The following is an 18,357-nucleotide window of genomic DNA, read 5'->3' on the forward strand; positions in this document are numbered from 1 at the left end:
GGGGGCCGCGGTGCGGCGCGCCAGCGGCACGGCCCCGGGACGTCCCCGGCAGGGACCTGGGCCGTCCGGGGCTCGAACATCAGCCTACGAGTTCGAGCCGGACCTCCCGGGTGGCGATGTCCGCGGACAGCACCCGTACCCGGACCTGGGTTCCGGATTCCAGCTCGCCGGGGCACCGGGCGGTCACGGCGGGCTCGGCGATCTGCACGATCCCGGACGGTCCGTTGCCGTTCCCGTTGCCCTTCCCGTTTCCGTTGCCGTTTCCGTTCCCGTTCCCGTTCCCGTTGGGGGTCCCGTTCTTGGTGTTGCCGTTCTTCGCCGGCTTGGAACCGGAGATGACGACGGCGTCGAACTCCTGCCCAATGTGGTTGCTCAGCAGGGCAGCCTCCACGGTGTCCAGCGAGAGCCGCTCCAGCTTGGCGGCCAGCTGGTCCGAGGCCGCCATGATGGCCGGGAGCGAGGGGAGCGCCTCGCGGGCCCAGCCTGGAACCTCGGCGCCGTTGGACAGGGCCTCGCAGATGACCAGGACGAAGCGGTCGATCAGGCGCCGCAGCGGCGCGGTGGAATGGGCGTAGGCCGCGCCGATGGCGGATTGGAGGGCGTCCTCCGGGACCGCGCCGTCGAAGTGGGTGTATCCGGCGCCGCGGAACAGCATCCCGGCCGAGTGCACGATCGCAAGCTGGCGCGGGTCGGTGGGATCCAGGGTGCGCAGGTATTCCCCGTAGCTGATCCGGCCGTCCCAGGGTTTGCCGAGCGCGCCGGTCTGGCGCCGGAAATGCCGCAGCGAACTCTCATCCGGTGCGGGCATGGTCCGCAGGATGCCGACCTTGCCCTGCAGCATGAGCTCCGCCGCGGCCATCCCGGTCATCAGCGAAATCTGGGCGTTCCAGTCCTCCACCGGCAGCGGTGGCGCTGCGACGATCCGGTAGCCGCCGTCGGGAAGCTGTTCGATTTCCTGCTCCGGCATGTTCAGGCTGGCCCCGCCGCGCAGGCGTTCCAGTTCCACCCGCTTGCCGCCGACTTCCTTGAGCAGCTGCAGCACCGGGTCCGCGCTGCCGCCATCGAGCTCGGCCTGCACGCCGTGGTAACTGAGCTTGGCCCGGCTGCGGACTTGTGCCCGGCGGACCAACACGGTGGACACCTCGGCGGCGGCGTCGAGCTCGAATTCCCAGACGAACGCCGCGCAGAGCTGGCCGGCCAGCAGGCTCCCGGCCGCCTCGCTGATGACCTCGGGGTGCAGCGGGATGCGGCCGTCCGGGGTGTAGAACGTCTGGCCGCGGCGCCGGGTCTCGGCGTCCAGCGCGCCGCCGGGCTCGACGAACGAGGGAACGTCGGCGATCGCGTAGAAGACCTTGTACCCCTCGCCGGCGCGGTCGATGAAGAGTGCCTGGTCCAGGTCCGTCGAGGAGGCCGGGTCGATGGTCACGAACTCCACGTGCGTCAGGTCCAGCTCCGGCATCTCATGGCTGGCGACGGCCGCCTCGGCATCCCGCAGCACGTCCTCCGGGAACGGCCCGGGCAGCTCCAACACGGTGCGCAACGCATTGAGGGCCTCGGCGAGCCGGTTCTTCTGCTGGCGGACGCTCGGAGTCAGGCGATGATGAGACACGGAATCAGGTTAGCCCGATTTCGGCTACTAGTCTTGGAGCATGAGCACCTCCCCGGCCGAGCCTGCACGCTACAACCAATTCCTCCGGGACCTGCTGGGCGTCATGGCCTACGGCGAGCTGTCGGCCTTCGAACGGCTATCCTCCGACGCCCGGTATTCACCCACCCTGCACGACCGGGCGGCGCTGGGCCGGCTCGCCGTCGTCGAGTTCCAGCACTTTGAACTGGTCAGCGCGAAGCTGGCGGAGCTGGGAGTCGACGCGGAGGAGGCCATGTTGCCCTTCCAGCCCTCGGTGGACCATTTCCACGAGCGCACCCGCCCCGCAGACTGGCATGAGTCGCTCATGAAGGCCTACGTGATCGACACTGTGTCGGCGGACTTCTACCGGTCCATTTCCGGGTACGTCGATGCCGGGACCGCCGAACTTATTGAACGCGTCCAGGCGGCCGGGGACGCGACGGTGGTGCTGCGGGACCGGCTCAAGGCTGCGCTCGCCGATGATCCGCGGCTGGCGTCCAGGCTGGCCCTGTGGGCGCGGCGGCTGCTCGGCGAGGCCCTGACCCAAGCCCAGCGGGTCAGCGTTGAGCATGCCTTCCTCGGCGGCCTGACCGGTACGGACGAGGCCCGGGCCGGCCAGCTCGCCCGTGAGCTCACCGCCGAACTCGCTGCCGCCCATTCCCGCCGGATGTCCGAGCTGGGACTCGCCGCCTAGTTATTCCCCGCGCCGCTGCGGACGTCGGCGTCGGCCCCGGCGTCGAGCGAGGCGAGCAGGGCCCGTGCCGCCGCGGCCGGGTCTGCGGCCTCGGTGATCGCCCGGACCACCACGATCCGACGGGCCCCGGCGTCAACCACCTGTTCGACGTTGCCCAGGTCGATGCCGCCGATCGCGAACCACGGCACCACTCCGGCGACCCTCCCGACGTCGGCGGCCTCGGCCCGGCCGATCGCGTCGGCGGCATAGCCCACCAGGTCCAGGCCGACGGCGGCGCGTCCCGGCTTGGTGGGAGTGGCCCAGACCGGCCCCACGCAGAAGTAGTCCAGGCCGCCCCGGCCCGGGGAAGCGGCGATCGCCGCGTCGACCTGTTCGGGTGTGTGCGTTGACATGCCGATAACGGTGCCTTTACCCAGGAAATCCCGGGCAGCGGCGAACGGGATGTCCTTTTGCCCGATGTGGAAGACCGGCGCGCCGGCCAGCGAAGCCAGGTCGGCCCGGTCATTCACCGCCCAGAGCCGGCCGTGCCGCCGCGCCACGGAGTGCAGGACCTCAAGCAGTTCGAGCTCCTCGGCTGCCTCCAAGGTCTTGTCCCGCAACTGGATGATGTCGACGCCGCCGGAGAAGGCCGCGTCCACGAAGTCCTCGAAGTCACCGCGCTCCTTCCGGGCATCGGTGCACAGGTACAGGCGGGCGGTGGTGTGGACATCCTGGCTCATGCTCCAAGCCTAGTTCCTCTAAACTGGGCGCATACCGCGGGAGCCCGCGCGAGCCGTCCCACGGCCGCCGGGCTGAGAGGGCGTCAGAGCCGACCGCTTGACCTGATCCGGCTAGTACCGGCGTAGGGAAGGAACCCCGATGGACCCATCCGTCCCACCACTCGTCACATCCGCCACCGGCGCCGCATCGCAGGCAGCCGCCGGCTCTTACGACGCCGTCGTCATCGGCGGGGGAGTAATCGGCCACGGCATTGCCTGGGAAGTCCACCGTTCGGGCCGTACCGTCGCCTTGGTCGACGACGCCCCCGGTACCGGGGCCAGCTGGGCCGCCGCCGGCATGCTGGCGCCCGTGAGCGAACTCCACTACCAGGAGGAGGATCTCCTGGCCCTGATGCTGGAAGCGTCACGGCTGTGGCCGGAGTTCGCCGCGAGCCTGGCAGAGGGCAGCGCAGACGGTGGCGGCACCGGATACCTCACGACGCCGACCCTGGCTGTGGGGGCGGATGCCGCGGACCGGCGGGCGCTCGCGGACCTGCGGACCGTGCAACAGGCCTCCGGCCTGGCCGTGGAGCCGCTTACCGTGCGCGAGGCCCGCGGGCGTGAACCCCTGCTCAGCCCCGGCATCTCCTGCGCCTTCGACATCCCGGCCGACCATCAGGTGGACCCGCGCAGGCTGCTGGCCAGGATCGCTTCGCTGCTGGACGCGGACAGCCGCTTCACGTCCGTACGCCGCCGCGCGGCCGGGCTGCTCTGGGATGGCGACCGGGTCGCCGGGGTCCGGCTTGAGGGAGGCGGAGAACTCACCGCCCGCGAGACGATCGTGGCCAACGGCCTGGCGGCGGCTGAACTGCAGGGCCTTCCGGCGGGACTGGCCCTGCCGCTGCGTCCGGTCTACGGGGACATCCTCCGGCTCCGGGTGCCGGCACGGCTGCAGCCGCTACTGCGCTCGACCGTGAGGGGGCTGGTCCGCGGGGTCCCGGTGTACATCGTCCCGCGGGAGGACGGCACGGTGGTGATCGGCGCAACCCAGCGCGAGGACGCGCCCTCCGAATCCGATGCGGTTTCCGCCGGCGGCGTGTACCAGTTGCTGCGCGATGCCCAACAGCTGCTCCCGGCCGTCGCCGAACTGGAACTGCTCGAGGCCACCGCGCGGGCACGGCCCGGAACCCCTGACAACGCCCCGCTGCTGGGGCGCGTCGCGGGCCCCGGACACGGGGATGATGTCGAAGGGCTCATCATCGCCACCGGCTTCTTCCGGCACGGCGTGCTCCTCACCCCGGTGGCAGGGGCAGTCTGCCGGGCCCTACTGGACGGTCAGTCCGAGCCGCGCTGGGCCGGGTTCCGCCCGGACCGCTTCCCACACCGCCAGCCTTCCCCCACCCACGAACTGCGGGACACCTTACCCGCGGACGCTTCAGCGAAAGACAGGACGACAGCATGAATATCAGGCTCAATGGGGCGCAGCACGCCGTAGACGACGGCGCCACGGTTGGCGCTTTGGTCAGCGGGGTCACCGGCCGCGCGCTGGCCGCCGACGGACAGGCCACCGACGRCCGGAAACTCGGCGTCGCCGTCGCCCGCAACGCCGAGGTGGTGCCGCGCAGCCAGTGGCACGCGACCGCGCTCGCCGAGGGCGACGACGTCGAACTCGTCACGGCAGTACAGGGAGGATGAACACCACGGAAGAAACCGCACTGAACGGCACCCGGACGGCGCGGCGGGATGTGCTGACGGTCGACGGCGTGGAATTGGGCTCCCGCCTCATCATGGGCACCGGCGGCGCCCCCAGCCTCGACGGGCTCGGCGCCGCGCTGCTGGCCTCCGGAACGGAACTCACCACGGTGGCGATGCGCCGCTACTCACCGGCCGAGAGCGGTTCGCTGTTCCAGCTACTGGCAGAGAACAACATCCGGGTGCTGCCCAACACCGCCGGCTGCTTCACCGCCCGGGACGCCGTGCTCACGGCCGAACTGGCGCGCGAAGCACTGGAGACGGACTGGGTGAAGCTTGAGGTGATCGCGGACGAGCACACCCTGCTGCCGGACGCGCTGGAACTGGTGGAGGCAACCGAACAGCTTGTGGCACGCGGCTTCAAAGTCTTTGCCTACACGAATGACGACCCCGTGCTTGCCCTCCGGCTGGAAAACCTCGGCGCCACCGCCGTCATGCCGCTGGGCGCCCCGATCGGCACTGGCCTCGGCATCCTGAACCCGCACAACATCGAACTCATCGTCTCCCGTGCCTCGGTGCCGGTGGTGCTCGACGCCGGCATAGGCACTGCCTCCGACGCCGCGCTCGCGATGGAACTGGGCTGCGACGCGGTGCTGCTCGCCACCGCCGTGACCCGCGCCCAGGATCCGGCGTTGATGGGGGAGGCGTTCCGGCACGCCGTGACGGCCGGCCGGATGGCACGGCTGGCCGGCCGGATCCCGCGCCGCGAACACGCCCTGGCCTCCTCCGCGATGGAAGGAAGGGCCGAGTTCCTGTAGCGCCACCGGGGACGGAGGCACCGGCGGGAGGGCCGTTCCCAAAGAAATTCCGCGGCAGTTGTCGTATTGGCGGCCGCTTCGTCGTTGGATAGGTGTATCGACCTACTAGAAGGAGCCATCGTGGACTACATGCTTTTCATCTGCACCGATCCCACAGCGCCGGCATATGTGCCGGCGGAAGACAACATCGAGGAATGGTCGGCAGAGGTGGAAGCCCGGGGCATCGCCCGCCACGGCAACCGCCTGCGTCCCGTCGAGGACGCCACCACCGTCAGGGTGCGGGAAGGGCAGTTGCTGGTCGTCGATGGCCCGTTCGCGGAGACCAAGGAGTGGGTCGCGGGGTACGACATCATCGCGTGCGCCGATCTGGACGAGGCGATCGAGGTAGCGTCCAAGCACCCGATGGCACGGTTCGGCAAGATCGAGATCCGGCCAGTGTGGCCGTTCGGCTCGTAGCAGGGGGACCGGGCATGGCATATGAGATGAGACTTGAGGTTGTCCAGGTGCCGGTCGCGGACGTGGACGCGGCCAAGTTGTTCTATACCGAGAAGCTGGGCTTCGCCCTGGACCACGACGTGGAATATATTCCGGGCATGCGTGTGGTCCAGCTGACGCCGCCCGGCTCCGCCGCCTCCATCGTCATCGGCACCGGAATGACCGGAATGGCCCCGGGAAGCCTGGAGGGCCTGCAGCTGGTGGTCGCGGACATGGCGTCCACCCGCGCAGAACTGCTTCGACGGGGAGCGGAGATCAGCGAGGTCCAGGACCTCGGCGGAATCGCCTTCGCGTATTTCAGCGACCCGGACGGCAACCGCTGGGTTATCCAGGAATCCACGTAAATCGCTTAAAGCAGTGTGGCCACTCCCGTCGGGGAGTGGCCACAGCTTTGTTCAACCCGTTAGAGGCGCAGGATGGCGGTCATCCGGGCGGTGTCCTGCCGGGTGCGGGACCGGCCAAGGTATAGCACCGCGCCGATGGCCGCCGCGGCGCCCAGCAGCAGGGGCAGCACCCACGGGATCCAGGTCAGGCCGGGCTGGTAGCCGAAGCCGGCCGCCATGAAGATGGTCCAGCTCAGCATCCCGACGCCGAGGGCGATTCCGGCCGGGACGGTGATGCCGTACTTGGCATGCCGCTTGTCGTTAGCCCAGACCACAAAGCCCGCGGCCACGGCCACCATGGCCACCACAATCAGGGACAGCATTCGGACTCCTTTGTGAACTGCGGGTTGAGGTTCGGGCTGCGGTTGCGGGGTGGGGCCTAGAGGGCGCCGAAGCCGACGCGGCGGACCTCTTCGGCGCCGATTTCCACGTAGCCCAGGACGTTCGCCGGGATGATGATCTGGCGGCCCTTCTCATCGGTCAGGCGGAGTTCGGTGCCCTTGGAGAGCGCTTCGCCTACGAGCTTCGCCACCGCGTCCGCGTCCTGGTTGGATTCGAGGGCAATTTCGCGGCCGATGTTCTGAATGCCGATCTTTACTTCCACAGCAAGGCCTCCCAGCCAATCAAAGTGTTCAAGTTTTCTCGAGAAGATTTCCCTAAGAGTTCTCTCTACGAATTTTCTCTACAGAGTCTCCTCTTCGAGGGTCTCTCTATTTGTAGTCTAGGACTCCTTGGGGAAGCGCGAGATTCCGCGCCAAGCTAAACGGTAGATCAGGTCGCTGGCCACATCGATGTCCAGATTCCCGTCGGTTTCCAGCCAGTACCGCGCGCTGACCTGAGCCATTCCGGAGAGGCCGCGGCCCAGGAGTTGGGCTTCGAGCAGCGGCAGCTTGGTGTCCTCCGCGATGACCTTCGCGATCGCGTCCGCAAAGGTCTTGTTGAACGTTTCCAGCCGGGCGCTCACATCGTGGTCGTTGACCAGGTCCGATTCGAAGACCAGCCGGTGCGCCTGGTCGTCGTTGGCGATGAAGTGGAAGTAGGCCCGCATGACCGCCTGGACGCGCTCATCGTTGTCGGTGGTGGAGTTCAGCGCACCGAGCAGCAGGTCCGTGAGGGCCGATAAATGGCTGTCCAGCAGGGCGAGATACAGCTCGCGCTTGGACGGGAAGTGCTGGTAAAGCACGGGCTTGCTCACCCGCGCGGTCTCCGCGATCTCGTCCATGGCGGCGCCATGGTAGCCGTTGGCTACGAAGACCTCCTGCGCGGCCGCCAGCAGCTGCGCCCGCCGCTCATCGCGCGGTAGCCGTGCCGAACGCGGGCTCCCGCTCCGGCCGTGGCCGGCCGTCGGCTTGCCGGTCTGTCCCCGCGCATCCGGTGCCTGATGAACCACTGTCCGCCTTCTTTCCCTCGCTGTTAGCTCCACTTTACGCGGGGGTAATATGACCTGGCGGCATCTTCGGGCATACATTGAAGTATGGCTTCCCAGTTGACCTCGAACGGAACCCCCACCACCCCGCCGCCGGCGCCCGGACCGCTGGTCGAACCCGGGGACGCGCTGACGCCGGACGAGGTGGAGCGGTACTCCCGCCACCTGATCATTCCGGAGATCGGGACGCTCGGGCAGCGCCGGCTGAAAAATGCGAAGGTCCTGGTGATCGGCGCCGGCGGCCTCGGCTCGCCCGCCCTGCTCTATCTCGCCGCCGCCGGGGTGGGAACGCTGGGCATCATCGACGACGACGACGTCGATCTCAGCAACCTCCAGCGCCAGGTGATCCACGGTGTGGCCGACGTCGGCCGGCCCAAGACCGAGTCCGCCCGCGACGCGATCGCCGCGCTGAACCCGCTGGTGGATGTCCGGCTGCACAACGTCAGGCTGGATGCCTCCAACGCGCTGGAGCTCTTCGCCGGCTACGACCTGATCATCGACGGCGCGGACAATTTCGCCACCCGTTACCTGGTCAACGACGCGGCGGCGATCCTCGGAAAGCCTTACGTGTGGGGCTCGATCTTCCGCTTCGACGGGCAGGTCAGCGTCTTCTGGGAGCAGCACGGCCCGACCTACCGGGACCTCTACCCCGAAGCGCCGCCCGCGGGCTCGGTGCCTTCCTGCGGGGAGGGTGGCGTGTTCGGCATGCTGTGCGCCGCCGTCGGCTCCCTGATGGTGACCGAAGCGGTGAAGCTGATCACCGGCGTCGGGCGTTCTCTGCTGGGCAGGGTGGCTTTGTTCGACGCGCTCGGCGGTAGTTGGCGGGAAATCAAGGTCGCCAGGGATCCCGAAGCCCCGCGCGTCACCGAACTGACCGACTACGAGGCCTTCTGCGGCATCGCCCCTGCCGCGGACGCCGGGACCGAACACACCGTCACCGCCACCCAGCTGGCCACCATGCTGGCCTCCCGCAAGGCCGGGCTGAAGGACTTCCAGCTCGTGGACGTGCGCGAAAGCGGGGAATTCGACATTGTCAGCATCGACGGAGCCACGCTGATCCCGCAGGGCAGGATCCTGGCCGGCGATGCGTGGGCCGAGCTGCCGCAGGACACGGACATTGTGTTCCACTGCAAGGGCGGCACCCGTTCCGCGGCCGTGCTCGCGGCCGCACGGGCCGCCGGCTACGAACGGGTCAGCCACCTGGAAGGCGGCATCCTTGCCTGGGTGCGCGAGGTGGAGCCGGAAAAACCCGTGTACTGACTCGCTGCCGAGCGCCGGGCCCCTGCAAGTTGTCCCCGTCCCCCTACCGGAGAGCCACTGCCATGAGTGAAGAGACAAGCTTGACCCCTCAGCACAAGATCGGCTCGGGCTTCGGTCCGCGCTCGACGGCGGCGGAGGTGATCGCGGGCGTGGACCTGGGCGGGAAGACCGCCGTCGTCACCGGCGGTTACTCGGGTCTTGGACTGGAAACGGTGCGGGCGCTGGCTTCAGCGGGCGCCCGGGTGATGGTGCCGGCCAGGCGGCCGGAGCACGCCCGCGCGGTCCTGGACGAGGCCGGCCTCGACGAGGTCCGGGTGGCGGGGCTGGACCTGGCCGAGCTGGCCAGCGTGCGGGAGTTCGCGGCCGGGTTCCTTGCCTCCGACTTCCTCGGCGAAGGCGGCAGCCTGGACATCCTGATCAACAACGCAGCGATCATGGCCTGCCCGGAACAGCGGGTGGGCCCGGGCTGGGAATCCCAGTTCGCAACCAATCATCTGGGCCACTACGTGCTCACGAACCTGCTCTGGCCCGCGCTGTCGGCGGGGGACGGCGCGCGGGTGGTGGCCCTGTCCTCCACCGGCCACAAGCTCTCGCCGATCCGGTTCGAGGACATCAACTTCACGTCCGGCTACGACAAATGGAAGGCCTACGGGCAGGCGAAGACCGCGAATGCGCTGTTCGCGGTGCAGCTGGATGCGCTCGGCCAGGACGCCGGCGTCCGGGCCTTTGCCGTGCACCCGGGCGGCATCATGACCGAACTGCAGCGGCACCTGCCCCGGGAGGAAATGATCGCTTCGGGCTGGATGGACGCGGAAGGGAACCTCAACGAGCGGTTCAAGACGCCGGCCCAGGGCGCCGCGACCTCGGTCTGGGCGGCCACGTCCCCACAGCTTGCGGGCAAGGGCGGCGTCTACTGCGAGGACTGCGACATTGCCGAGCCCACCGAGCCCGGATCGCCGGAAGCGCGGGTCAGGGGAGTGGACGCGCACGCGCTCGACCGGGCAGACGCGGCGCGGCTCTGGCAATTGTCCGCCGAACTGACGGGCGTCAACGCGTTCGCCGCGCAAGAGGACTAACCGCCGGGCTGGCCGCCCGGTCAGCCTGGCTGGCCGCCCAGCCAGCCGGGCGGCAACATGCCGGGCCGTTGGCTGAGGAGGACTAGGCCGTTTCCCGCGTGCCGTCGGCGGAAGGACGCGAAGCGTGGTCCACGGGGCACTCCGACTCGGTCCCGGACGCTGCGCGGCGTGCCGCCGGCTGCTCAACCGTGATGCCGTAGACGGCCTCGAGACCGGCCACGTAGTCGTCCTGCTGGCCGTTTGCTGCGAGTTCGCGGGCTCGGACGGTCGGCACGTGCAGCAGCTGCTTGACCATCCGGCGGAGCGCGAATTCGACCTCTTCCGCGGCAGCGGTGCAGCCGTGGCGGGCGCGGACTTTTTCCATCTCGGCGTCGAGCACGTCCATGGTGTGGCGGCGCAGCGCGACGATGGCCGAATCGACGGAGCGCGCCTCGCGCTCCTGCTCAAAGGCCGTCGCGGCGCCGTCGACGATGCCGCTGGCCTGGTTCAGCGATTCGGCCTGCTCCTGCGGGGCGGCCAGCCGGACGGACTCCAGCGTGAGCAGCTCGACGCCGTCGAGCTCGGCCACGGCGGGGTCGAAATCATGCGTGAGGGCCAGGTCGATAGCGATCAGCGGCTGCGGCGACGCGGACCGGATCCGGGCTAGCTCGGCGGCCTCGACGCGGTTGTCGGAGCCGCTGCAGCCGATCATCACATCGGCAGCCGCGACGGCGCCCGGCAGGGAGTCGCTGTCAAGGGCGATCCCGCCGCGGGTAGCGACGAAGGCGGCCGCGCGGCCGGAGGAAGAAAAGACGGAGATGTCGGTGCAGCCGCGTTCGCGCAGCAGCGACATGGTGGCTCCGGCGTAGGCACCGGTGCCGAAGACGACGGCCTTCTTGCTCGACCAGTCGGGATTCTCGGAAAGGTCGGTGGCGAGGTCAAGGGCGACCGAGACGATTGAGAGTCCGCGCGAGCCGAGCGCCGTCTGCGCCCCGACGTCCTTGGCGGTCTTGGACGCCGCCTGGAAGAGCCGGACGAGGCCGGAACTGGCGGTTCCATCGTGCTGCGCGGCAATCAGTGCGCGGCGGACCTGGCCGGCGATTTCGCGTTCCCCGACGACGGCGGAATCAAGTCCGGAGCTGACCGCGAACAAGTGGCGGGTGACATCCGGGCCGGTGCGCGTACTAAAGGACCGGGAGACGAGCTGTTCGCTGAGTCCGCTGGCGCCGCTGATCTGGGAGACCAGCGCGGCGCGGGCCGCCTCGACGTCGTCCGGGTGCGGCGCTTCGCCGTAAATTTCAAAGCGGTTGCAGGTGGCAAGGACAACGGCACCCGCCACGGCCGGCGATCCGGCGAGGGCGGATGTGGCAAGCCCGGAAGCGCCGGTGCTCAGTTGAGCAACGGTCTCCAGGTCGATGTCGGCGTGTGTAGCCACCAATGAGAAAAGAACCACAGCAGGACAATCATAGCTTTTTCGCATCCGTGTAGAACAACTACCGGGCGTGGGACTGCCCACCCCGGGTTGTGATTCACCTCACGGCGCGCTCCTGGCAGGCTGTCCTTGACAGGTTGTCGTTATCTTTTGAGGCCGATTTTCGGCACAATCAGAGGCATGACTCCTAGCTCCGCGGCAACGAACGGCACTGCTGTTAACGGCACTGCACTCAACGGCCCTGCCTCCCACGGCTCTGCAACCGACGGCACGGCACTCCACAGTCTCGACGCCGGCCACCCCCTGATGGACGGCCGCACCGCCGACTCGCCGCTGATCACCGCCTACCGCGGCGGCAAGCCTTCCCGGCGTCCCGTCTGGTTCATGCGCCAGGCCGGCCGCTCGCTGCCCGAGTACCTCAAGGTGCGCGAGGGTGTGGCCATGCTCGATTCCTGCCTGCGCCCCGAGCTCGCCTCCGAGATCACCCTCCAGCCCGTGCGCAGGCACGACGTCGATGCGGCGATCTTCTTCTCCGACATCGTCATTCCGCTCAAGCTGGCAGGCGTCGGCGTGGACATCGTTCCCGGCGTCGGTCCGGTGCTGGAGAAGCCGGTGCGCACCGCCGCCGACGTCGCCGCCCTGCCCCGGCTCACCTGGGAGGCCCTGGAGCCGATCCGCGAGGCCGTCCGGCTCACCGTGGCCGAACTCGGCACCACGCCCCTGATCGGCTTCGCGGGAGCGCCCTTCACGCTGGCCGCGTACATGGTGGAGGGCAAGCCCTCCCGCGACCATCTCGGCCCGCGCACCATGATGCACGCGGATCCCGAGACCTGGACCGCGCTGGCCAACTGGGCAGCGGACGCCTCCGGGCTGTTCCTGCGCGCACAGCTGGAGGCCGGCGCCTCCGCCGGGCAGCTCTTCGATTCCTGGGCCGGCTCGCTGGGCCTGGCCGACTACACCCGCTTCGTGGCCCCGGCATCGGCCCGCGCCCTGGACCACGTCCGGCACCTCGGGGCGCCGCTGATCCACTTCGGCACCGGCACCTCGGAGCTGCTGGTGGCAATGCGCGACGTCGGCGTCGACGTCGTTGGGGTCGACTACCGGCTGCCGCTGGACGAGGCCAACCGCCGGCTCGGCGGGAGCGTGCCGCTGCAGGGCAACATCGACCCCGCGCTGCTGTCCGCCCCCTGGGACATCCTCGAGACCCATGTCCGCGACGTCATCAGGGCCGGCTCCTCGGCTCCGGGCCACGTCCTGAACCTGGGCCACGGCGTCCCCCCGGAGACGGACGCAGCGGTACTGACCCGCGTCGTCGAACTGATCCACTCGATCGCGCCGGAGTAAACCCCTCTTGGACACCGCCTCCGACGCCGAACCCGGCGCCAACGCCCCCACGGCCGTGGTGGTGGGCGGCGGCGTCTCCGGCCTGCTCGCAGCCAGGGAGCTGGCCCGGGCAGGCGTCCGCACCACGGTGCTGGAAGCCTCGGGGGAGTGGGGCGGCTGCGTGGGCAGCCATGTGGTGGCCGGCCTGACCCTGGACAGCGGCGCCGAATCCTTCGCCACCCGGTCCGCCGCGGTGGCCGGCCTGGCCGAGGAACTGGGCCTCGGCGCGCAGATCGTCCCGCCCAACCCCGGCGGCGCCTGGGTCCAGCTACCCGACGGGCCCCGGGAACTGCCCAAGACCGGCGTCCTCGGCATTCCCGCCAACCCCTGGGACCCGGAAGTCCGGCGCTCCCTCGGCCTCCTGGGTTCCGTCCGCGCCTCGCTGGATGCCCTGCTGCCGGCCACCGTGGGGACCGCCGCGGAGTTCACCAGCGTCGCCGCCCTGGTTCGTGCCCGGATGGGCAGGCGCGTGCTGGAACGGCTGGTAGCGCCGGTGGTCGGCGGCGTGCACTCGGCGGACCCCGCCCTGCTTGACGTGGATATGGTGGCCCCCGGATTGCGCGCCGGAATCCGCGCGCACGGCTCCCTTGCCGCCGCCGTGGCCGCACAGCGCCGCGGCAGTGCGGCCCGGCAGCCGGGCTTGCAGAAGGCGGGCTCCGCCGTCGCGGGCCTCCGCGGCGGGATGCACACGCTGGTTGCAGCGCTCCTGGCTGATCTGCGCGGGCTGGGCGTAACCCTGCTCAGCGGCACGCGCGCCGACGCGGTGCAGGGTGTCCCGAGCGGCTGGCAGGTCACCGCGGGGCAGACCCGCTTCGCCGCGGAACGCCTGGTTGTCGCGGTGGAGGGCCCGGCAGCCGTGGAACTGCTCGCCGGCGCGGTGCCCGCGCTCTCGGCCCTTCGCCCGGACGCGGGACCCGACGTGCGGCTCGTGACCCTAGTCCTGGACAACGATGCCCTCGATGCCGCCCCGCGCGGCACCGGCGTGCTCGTGGCCCCGCAGAGCCCCGGCGTCCGCGCCAAGGCGCTCACCCACGCCACCGCCAAATGGTCATGGCTGGCCGAACGCACCGCCCCCGGCCGTCACGTCCTACGCCTCTCCTACGGGCGCGGCGCGGCCGCGCCGGAGGGCGCCGGGACCCCAAACGGTGCCGGTATCCCGAGCGTTGCGGCGGCCRCCGAGCCCCGGAGCGACCAGGAGTTGTTCGACGCCGCGCTGCAGGATGCCGCCACGCTGCTGGCCGTCCCGCTGTCGCCGGCCGACGTGGTCGGTTGGGACGTGGTGCGCTGGTCCGGGGCGCTGCCATTCGCGGCACTCGGCCACAAGAAGCGGGTCGAGCAGGTCCGGCAGCTGTGCGCGGCGGAGGGCGGCCTCGCCGTCGTCGGGGGCTGGCTGTCCGGCAACGGCCTCGCCGCGATCGTCGCCGACACTCCCAAACAGGTGGCGGACCTGCTGCCCTGAGGCCCGCCGTGGAGCCGTGAAAGCGGTCCCGGCAGGTCCCCGCTAGCCGGAAAGTACGCGTTTGGGCAAATTTTCCACGCCCCTGTTCTCCGGCTAGGCTCGTTGACCATGGTTATGCACAGGTCCGAAGTTCCAGAAACGCCGGCCGGTCACCATGGGGGACTCCGGCGCGGCACCGCAGTGGTGGCGCTCGGAGCGGTACTGGCTCTCACAGCAGGGGTTCCTGCCACGCAGGCTGCCACTCCGACACCAAGCCCGGACGGGCCGTCAGCCTCGATCTCTGTCGGCATCGACGACTTGATCGGCGGCCTGGTGGACTCCCCGGATGCGTCGCCGTCGCCGACGTCCGGCTCCGCCAGCCCGGAGCCCACCGAAAGCACGGCCCCGCCGACATCGACCGCACCGGATCCGACCGAGACTCCGGAGCAGCGGGCCTCCCGGCAGGCGTCCGAGCCTGCCACGCCAGGGACCACGGCGCCGGGAACATCCCTGCCGCAGCCGGTGCCAGCGGCCCCGCAGCCGGTCACAGGCCAGCCCACCGGAACCCAGCAGGCCCCGGCCCCGGTCCAGCCGCCAGCCGCTGACACCCCGGCTGCAGCCTCCGGCACCGCCGCCGGCGCCACGGCCGGCAAGCCGACGGCCAGCCCGAGCGGGACGCCGAGGTCTGCCACCACGATGTCCGCCGCCAAGGAAGCGTCTCCCACCGCAACCCCCCGGTCCGGCGACAAGATGCAGGCGGCCTCCTCCGTCCAGCCATCCGGGCCCTCGGCCCTGGTCGGCTGGGGAATCTGCCTCGTCGCCGTCTCACTGGGGGCGGGCGCCGTGGTCCTGCGGATGCGCCGGGTCTAAGCGCCCTAATAAATCCCTTCGTTGTGAAATTGAGCACTTCTACGCGTTGTAGAAGTGCTCTATTTCGACTTAGCTCGGGGGAGGGGGCAGACTGGTATCCATGAGCCACACTTCTGCCGAATCTGTCACTAAAACCGGAACAGCAGCCGAGGAATCGACCGAGCAGTTCTTCACGCTCTGGACGGTTTTCAAGCGCTCCGCCGATGTCCTGCGCAGCGGCGACGCGGCCGAGGACTTCGATGCACTTATCGGGCGGCTGGCGGAGGACGGCGTCGTCCACCGCGGCAGCTACGACGTGTCGGCGATGCGCGCGGACGCGGACATCATGGTCTGGCTGCACGGGCCGAAGGCCGAAGCCCTGCAGCGGGCAGTGCGCGACATCCGCCGCAGCAAGCTCTTCACCGGGACCGAGATCGCGTGGTCTGCGATGGGCGTGCACCGTGAGGCCGAGTTCGCCAAGAACCATACCCCCGCCTTCTCCCGCGGCGTGGAGCCGGCCGAATGGCTCTGCGTCTACCCGTTCGTTCGCTCCTACGAGTGGTACCTGCTCCCGGACGCCGAGCGCGGCGCGATGCTCCGCGACCACGGCCTCCTGGGCCGCGACTTCCCGCAGGTCATCTCCAACACCGTGTCCTCCTTCGCCCTCGGCGACTGGGAATGGATCCTGGGCCTCGAGGCCCCGGAGCTGGTTGACCTCGTGGACCTGATGCGCCACCTGCGCGCCACCGAGGCCCGGCACCACGTCCGCGAAGAAGTCCCGTTCTACACCGGCCGCCGCGTCAGCGCCGTCGAGATTGCCGAGGTCCTCGCATGAGCCCGCTCGACCCCCAGGACACCACTGCCGTGAACCCCGTCACCGAGGCCGGCCGGATGGCTCCCAAGGAATACGACGCCGTGCTGCTCGCCTCCTTCGGCGGGCCCGAAGGCCAGGAAGACGTCATCCCCTTCCTGCGCAACGTCACCCGCGGCCGCGGCATCCCGGACGAACGGCTCGAAGAGGTCTCGCACCACTACCGTGCCAACGGCGGCATCAGCCCGATCAACGAACAAAACCGCCAGCTCAAGGCCGCCATGGAGGCCGAGTTCGCCACCCGCGGGATCAACCTGCCGATCTTTTGGGGCAACCGCAACTGGGACCCCTACATCCCGCAGACCCTCCAGGAGATCTACGACGCCGGGCACCGCAAGGTCCTGATGATCACCACCAGCGCCTACTCCTGCTACTCCAGCTGCCGCCAGTACCGCGAGGACATCGGCATGGCCCTGACCGAGACCGGGTTGGACGGCAAGCTCGAGGTAGACAAGGTTCGCCAGTACTTTGACCACCCGGGCTTCGTGGAGCCCTTCGTCGAAGGCACCGCCGCCGGCCTGGCCGACGTGCGCGCCCAGCTGTCCGCAGCCGGCACTCCGGACGCACCGGTCCACATCCTCTTCGCGACGCACTCGATTCCGACGCGCGACGCCGAGGCCGCCGGCCGCTCCGAGGGTGAGCCGCGCCAGTTCGATCAGGACTCCGCCTACGTGGCCCAGCACCTGGCCACCGGCGCCGAGGTCATCCGCAGGGTCGAAGCCGAGTCCGGCCTCACCGCGCCGTGGTCCCTCGTCTACCAGTCCCGTTCCGGCGCCCCGCACGTTCCGTGGCTCGAACCCGACATCAACGACGCCATCGAGGAGCTCGCCGGCCAGGGCATCAAGGGGGTCGTGATTGTGCCGCTGGGCTTCGTCAGCGACCACATGGAGGTCGTCTGGGACCTCGACACCGAGGCCCTGGAAACCTGCGGCGAGCTCGGCCTCGCGGCCACCCGCGTTCCCACGCCCGGGACGCACCGCAAATTCGTCGCCGGGATCGTGGACTTGATCAGCGAGCGGACCGCGGCGAACAACATTGCCGACCGGCCGCACCTGACCAAGCTCGGCCCCTGGTACGACGTGTGCCGGCCGGGCTGCTGCGCCAACTTCCGCGGCGAAAAGCCCACCATCGCCGGCGCGGACACCACCGTCGGGACGGGGCACGACCCCTACCCGGCCGGGGCTCCCGCAGCCGCGGCCACCACGGCGGCAGGCCAGGCACCGCAGTGACAGTTCGGATCGGCACCCGGGCCAGCAAGCTCGCCCTCACCCAGACCCAGCAGACCGCGGACCAGCTGGCTGCCGTCGGCGGGTTCCCGGTGGAACTCGTCCACATCCGCACCGACGGCGACGTCCTGACCGGCCCGCTGTCCCAGATGGGCGGCACCGGGGTGTTCGTGGCGGCGCTGCGCGACGCCCTGCTGCGGGATGCGTGCGACGTCGCGGTCCATTCGCTCAAGGACCTGCCCACCGGCGCCGCCCTCGGCCTGAGCCTGGCCGCGACGCCGAAGCGCGTCGACGTCCGCGACGTGCTCTGCGCCCGGGACGGGCTCAAGCTCTCCGAGCTGCCCGCCGGCGCCACCGTGGGAACCGGTTCGCCACGCCGCGCCGCCCAACTGCGGGCAGCCCGTCCCGACCTGGAGATCCGCGATATCCGCGGCAACGTGGACACCCGGCTCGGCCGGGTGCCCGGACTGCCGGGCAACAGCACCGAGACGTACGTCGAGGGCAAATCCTGCGACCTTGACGCCGTCGTGCTCGCCGCAGCCGGGCTGCACCGGATCGGCCGGCTGGACGCCGTGAGCGAGTACCTGGACACCGACGTGATGCTCCCGGCCGCCGGCCAGGGTTCGCTCGCGATCGAATGCCGCACCGCGGACGCACCGCGCAAGGCAGGGTCCACCGAGGGCTCGCAGGGCGTGCTCGCACAGGCCCTCGCGGCCCTGGATGACCCGGACACCCGCCTCACCGTCACCGCCGAACGGGCCCTCCTGGCCCGGCTCGAAGCCGGCTGCGCCGCTCCGGTGGGCGCCTACGCCTACCGGAAGGGCAGCATGCTGCACCTCGAAGCCGTGGTCTGCGCCGTGGACGGCACCGCCACGGTCCGGGACAAGAAGGCCACCGACGGGCTGACCGAGGTTGGCGCCACCCTGCTGGGAATCGAACTGGCCGAAGCGTTGCTGGCAGCAGGTGCTGCCGACATCGCCGATCTGGCCGCTTCCTGAGCCGGACGGATC

Annotated in this window: 20 protein-coding genes; 14 read left to right on the plus strand and 6 right to left on the minus strand. The window is 70.0% G+C overall.

Going from position 1 to position 18,357, the window contains the following annotated elements; translation table 11 throughout:
• Positions 1 to 79 precede the first annotated feature (79 nt).
• Positions 80 to 1,609 carry an RNB domain-containing ribonuclease gene (locus tag AC1DK9_RS04150; RefSeq protein WP_476915068.1) on the minus strand — a complete coding sequence of 510 codons (1,530 nt, stop codon included), beginning with the start codon at positions 1,607 to 1,609 and terminating at the stop codon, positions 80 to 82.
• Between the two features lie 40 nt (positions 1,610 to 1,649).
• Here AC1DK9_RS04150 and AC1DK9_RS04155 point away from each other — a divergent pair, with 40 nt between their 5' ends.
• Complete coding sequence (locus tag AC1DK9_RS04155) at positions 1,650 to 2,321, plus strand: ferritin-like fold-containing protein (RefSeq protein WP_476915069.1); 672 nt, start codon at positions 1,650 to 1,652, stop codon at positions 2,319 to 2,321.
• Here the strand turns inward: AC1DK9_RS04155 and thiE are convergent.
• A complete protein-coding gene (thiE, locus tag AC1DK9_RS04160; RefSeq protein WP_476915070.1) occupies positions 2,318 to 3,040 on the minus strand; it encodes a thiamine phosphate synthase in 723 nt (240 codons plus the stop codon). The genes AC1DK9_RS04155 and thiE overlap by 4 nt on opposite strands.
• 139 nt (positions 3,041 to 3,179) lie before the next feature.
• Here thiE and thiO point away from each other — a divergent pair, with 139 nt between their 5' ends.
• The 5 genes from thiO to AC1DK9_RS04185 all read left to right on the plus strand — a co-directional run bounded on the left by thiO (position 3,180) and on the right by AC1DK9_RS04185 (position 6,368).
• On the plus strand, positions 3,180 to 4,481 hold the full coding sequence (gene thiO / locus AC1DK9_RS04165; protein ID WP_476915071.1) for a glycine oxidase ThiO: 1,302 nt from the start codon (positions 3,180 to 3,182) through the stop codon (positions 4,479 to 4,481).
• Positions 4,478 to 4,714 (plus strand): sulfur carrier protein ThiS, encoded by a 237-nt coding sequence (gene thiS, locus AC1DK9_RS04170; RefSeq protein WP_476915072.1) that lies wholly within the window; start codon positions 4,478 to 4,480, stop codon positions 4,712 to 4,714. The genes thiO and thiS overlap by 4 nt, the downstream gene beginning before the upstream one ends.
• The gene (locus AC1DK9_RS04175) at positions 4,711 to 5,529 is read left to right on the plus strand and encodes a thiazole synthase (RefSeq protein ID WP_476915073.1); all 819 of its coding nucleotides are present in this window, start codon (positions 4,711 to 4,713) and stop codon (positions 5,527 to 5,529) included. Before thiS ends, AC1DK9_RS04175 begins: the two co-directional genes overlap by 4 nt.
• Before the next feature lie 129 nt (positions 5,530 to 5,658).
• Positions 5,659 to 5,985 (plus strand): YciI family protein, encoded by a 327-nt coding sequence (locus AC1DK9_RS04180; RefSeq protein WP_476915239.1) that lies wholly within the window; start codon positions 5,659 to 5,661, stop codon positions 5,983 to 5,985.
• 26 nt (positions 5,986 to 6,011) lie between these two features.
• Positions 6,012 to 6,368 carry a VOC family protein gene (locus AC1DK9_RS04185; protein ID WP_476915074.1) on the plus strand — a complete coding sequence of 119 codons (357 nt, stop codon included), beginning with the start codon at positions 6,012 to 6,014 and terminating at the stop codon, positions 6,366 to 6,368.
• A gap of 59 nt (positions 6,369 to 6,427) precedes the next feature.
• Here the strand turns inward: AC1DK9_RS04185 and AC1DK9_RS04190 are convergent, their stop codons facing one another.
• The 3 genes from AC1DK9_RS04190 to AC1DK9_RS04200 form a co-directional block, all read right to left on the minus strand.
• Positions 6,428 to 6,730 (minus strand): hypothetical protein, encoded by a 303-nt coding sequence (locus AC1DK9_RS04190; protein ID WP_476863061.1) that lies wholly within the window; start codon positions 6,728 to 6,730, stop codon positions 6,428 to 6,430.
• Between the two features lie 56 nt (positions 6,731 to 6,786).
• Positions 6,787 to 7,011, minus strand: a complete 225-nt coding sequence (locus AC1DK9_RS04195) for a DUF3107 domain-containing protein (protein ID WP_307035058.1) — start codon at positions 7,009 to 7,011, stop codon at positions 6,787 to 6,789.
• A gap of 117 nt (positions 7,012 to 7,128) precedes the next feature.
• A complete protein-coding gene (locus AC1DK9_RS04200; RefSeq protein ID WP_476915075.1) occupies positions 7,129 to 7,797 on the minus strand; it encodes a TetR/AcrR family transcriptional regulator in 669 nt (222 codons plus the stop codon).
• A gap of 84 nt (positions 7,798 to 7,881) precedes the next feature.
• Between AC1DK9_RS04200 and moeB the strand changes: the two genes are divergently transcribed.
• Positions 7,882 to 9,093, plus strand: a complete 1,212-nt coding sequence (moeB, locus tag AC1DK9_RS04205) for a molybdopterin-synthase adenylyltransferase MoeB (protein ID WP_476863063.1) — start codon at positions 7,882 to 7,884, stop codon at positions 9,091 to 9,093.
• Between the two features lie 80 nt (positions 9,094 to 9,173).
• Positions 9,174 to 10,169, plus strand: coding sequence for an SDR family NAD(P)-dependent oxidoreductase (locus AC1DK9_RS04210; protein WP_476915076.1), 996 nt, complete (start codon positions 9,174 to 9,176; stop codon positions 10,167 to 10,169).
• Positions 10,170 to 10,251: 82 nt separating this feature from the next.
• On the opposite strand, the gene AC1DK9_RS04215 is transcribed toward AC1DK9_RS04210, so the two are convergent.
• The gene (locus AC1DK9_RS04215) at positions 10,252 to 11,601 is read right to left on the minus strand and encodes a glutamyl-tRNA reductase (protein ID WP_476915077.1); all 1,350 of its coding nucleotides are present in this window, start codon (positions 11,599 to 11,601) and stop codon (positions 10,252 to 10,254) included.
• A gap of 159 nt (positions 11,602 to 11,760) precedes the next feature.
• Between AC1DK9_RS04215 and hemE the strand changes: the two genes are divergently transcribed.
• The 6 genes from hemE (at position 11,761) to hemC (ending at position 18,345) form a co-directional block, all read left to right on the plus strand.
• Positions 11,761 to 12,924, plus strand: coding sequence for a uroporphyrinogen decarboxylase (gene hemE / locus AC1DK9_RS04220; RefSeq protein WP_476915078.1), 1,164 nt, complete (start codon positions 11,761 to 11,763; stop codon positions 12,922 to 12,924).
• Between the two features lie 7 nt (positions 12,925 to 12,931).
• Positions 12,932 to 14,422 (plus strand): protoporphyrinogen oxidase, encoded by a 1,491-nt coding sequence (hemG, locus tag AC1DK9_RS04225; RefSeq protein ID WP_476915079.1) that lies wholly within the window; start codon positions 12,932 to 12,934, stop codon positions 14,420 to 14,422.
• A 108-nt stretch (positions 14,423 to 14,530) separates the two neighbouring features.
• Positions 14,531 to 15,271, plus strand: coding sequence for a hypothetical protein (locus AC1DK9_RS04230; protein ID WP_476915080.1), 741 nt, complete (start codon positions 14,531 to 14,533; stop codon positions 15,269 to 15,271).
• 100 nt (positions 15,272 to 15,371) lie between these two features.
• Entirely contained in the window at positions 15,372 to 16,085 is a 714-nt protein-coding gene (gene hemQ, locus AC1DK9_RS04235) for a hydrogen peroxide-dependent heme synthase (RefSeq protein WP_476915081.1), read from the plus strand.
• Positions 16,082 to 17,350 carry a ferrochelatase gene (locus tag AC1DK9_RS04240; RefSeq protein WP_476915082.1) on the plus strand — a complete coding sequence of 423 codons (1,269 nt, stop codon included), beginning with the start codon at positions 16,082 to 16,084 and terminating at the stop codon, positions 17,348 to 17,350. The genes hemQ and AC1DK9_RS04240 overlap by 4 nt, the downstream gene beginning before the upstream one ends.
• Positions 17,347 to 18,345: a hydroxymethylbilane synthase gene (hemC, locus tag AC1DK9_RS04245; protein ID WP_476915083.1), complete on the plus strand. Its 999-nt coding sequence runs from the start codon at positions 17,347 to 17,349 to the stop codon at positions 18,343 to 18,345. Before AC1DK9_RS04240 ends, hemC begins: the two co-directional genes overlap by 4 nt.
• Positions 18,346 to 18,357: the final 12 nt, after the last annotated feature.

The organism is Arthrobacter sp. 01T414 (assembly GCF_056398965.1).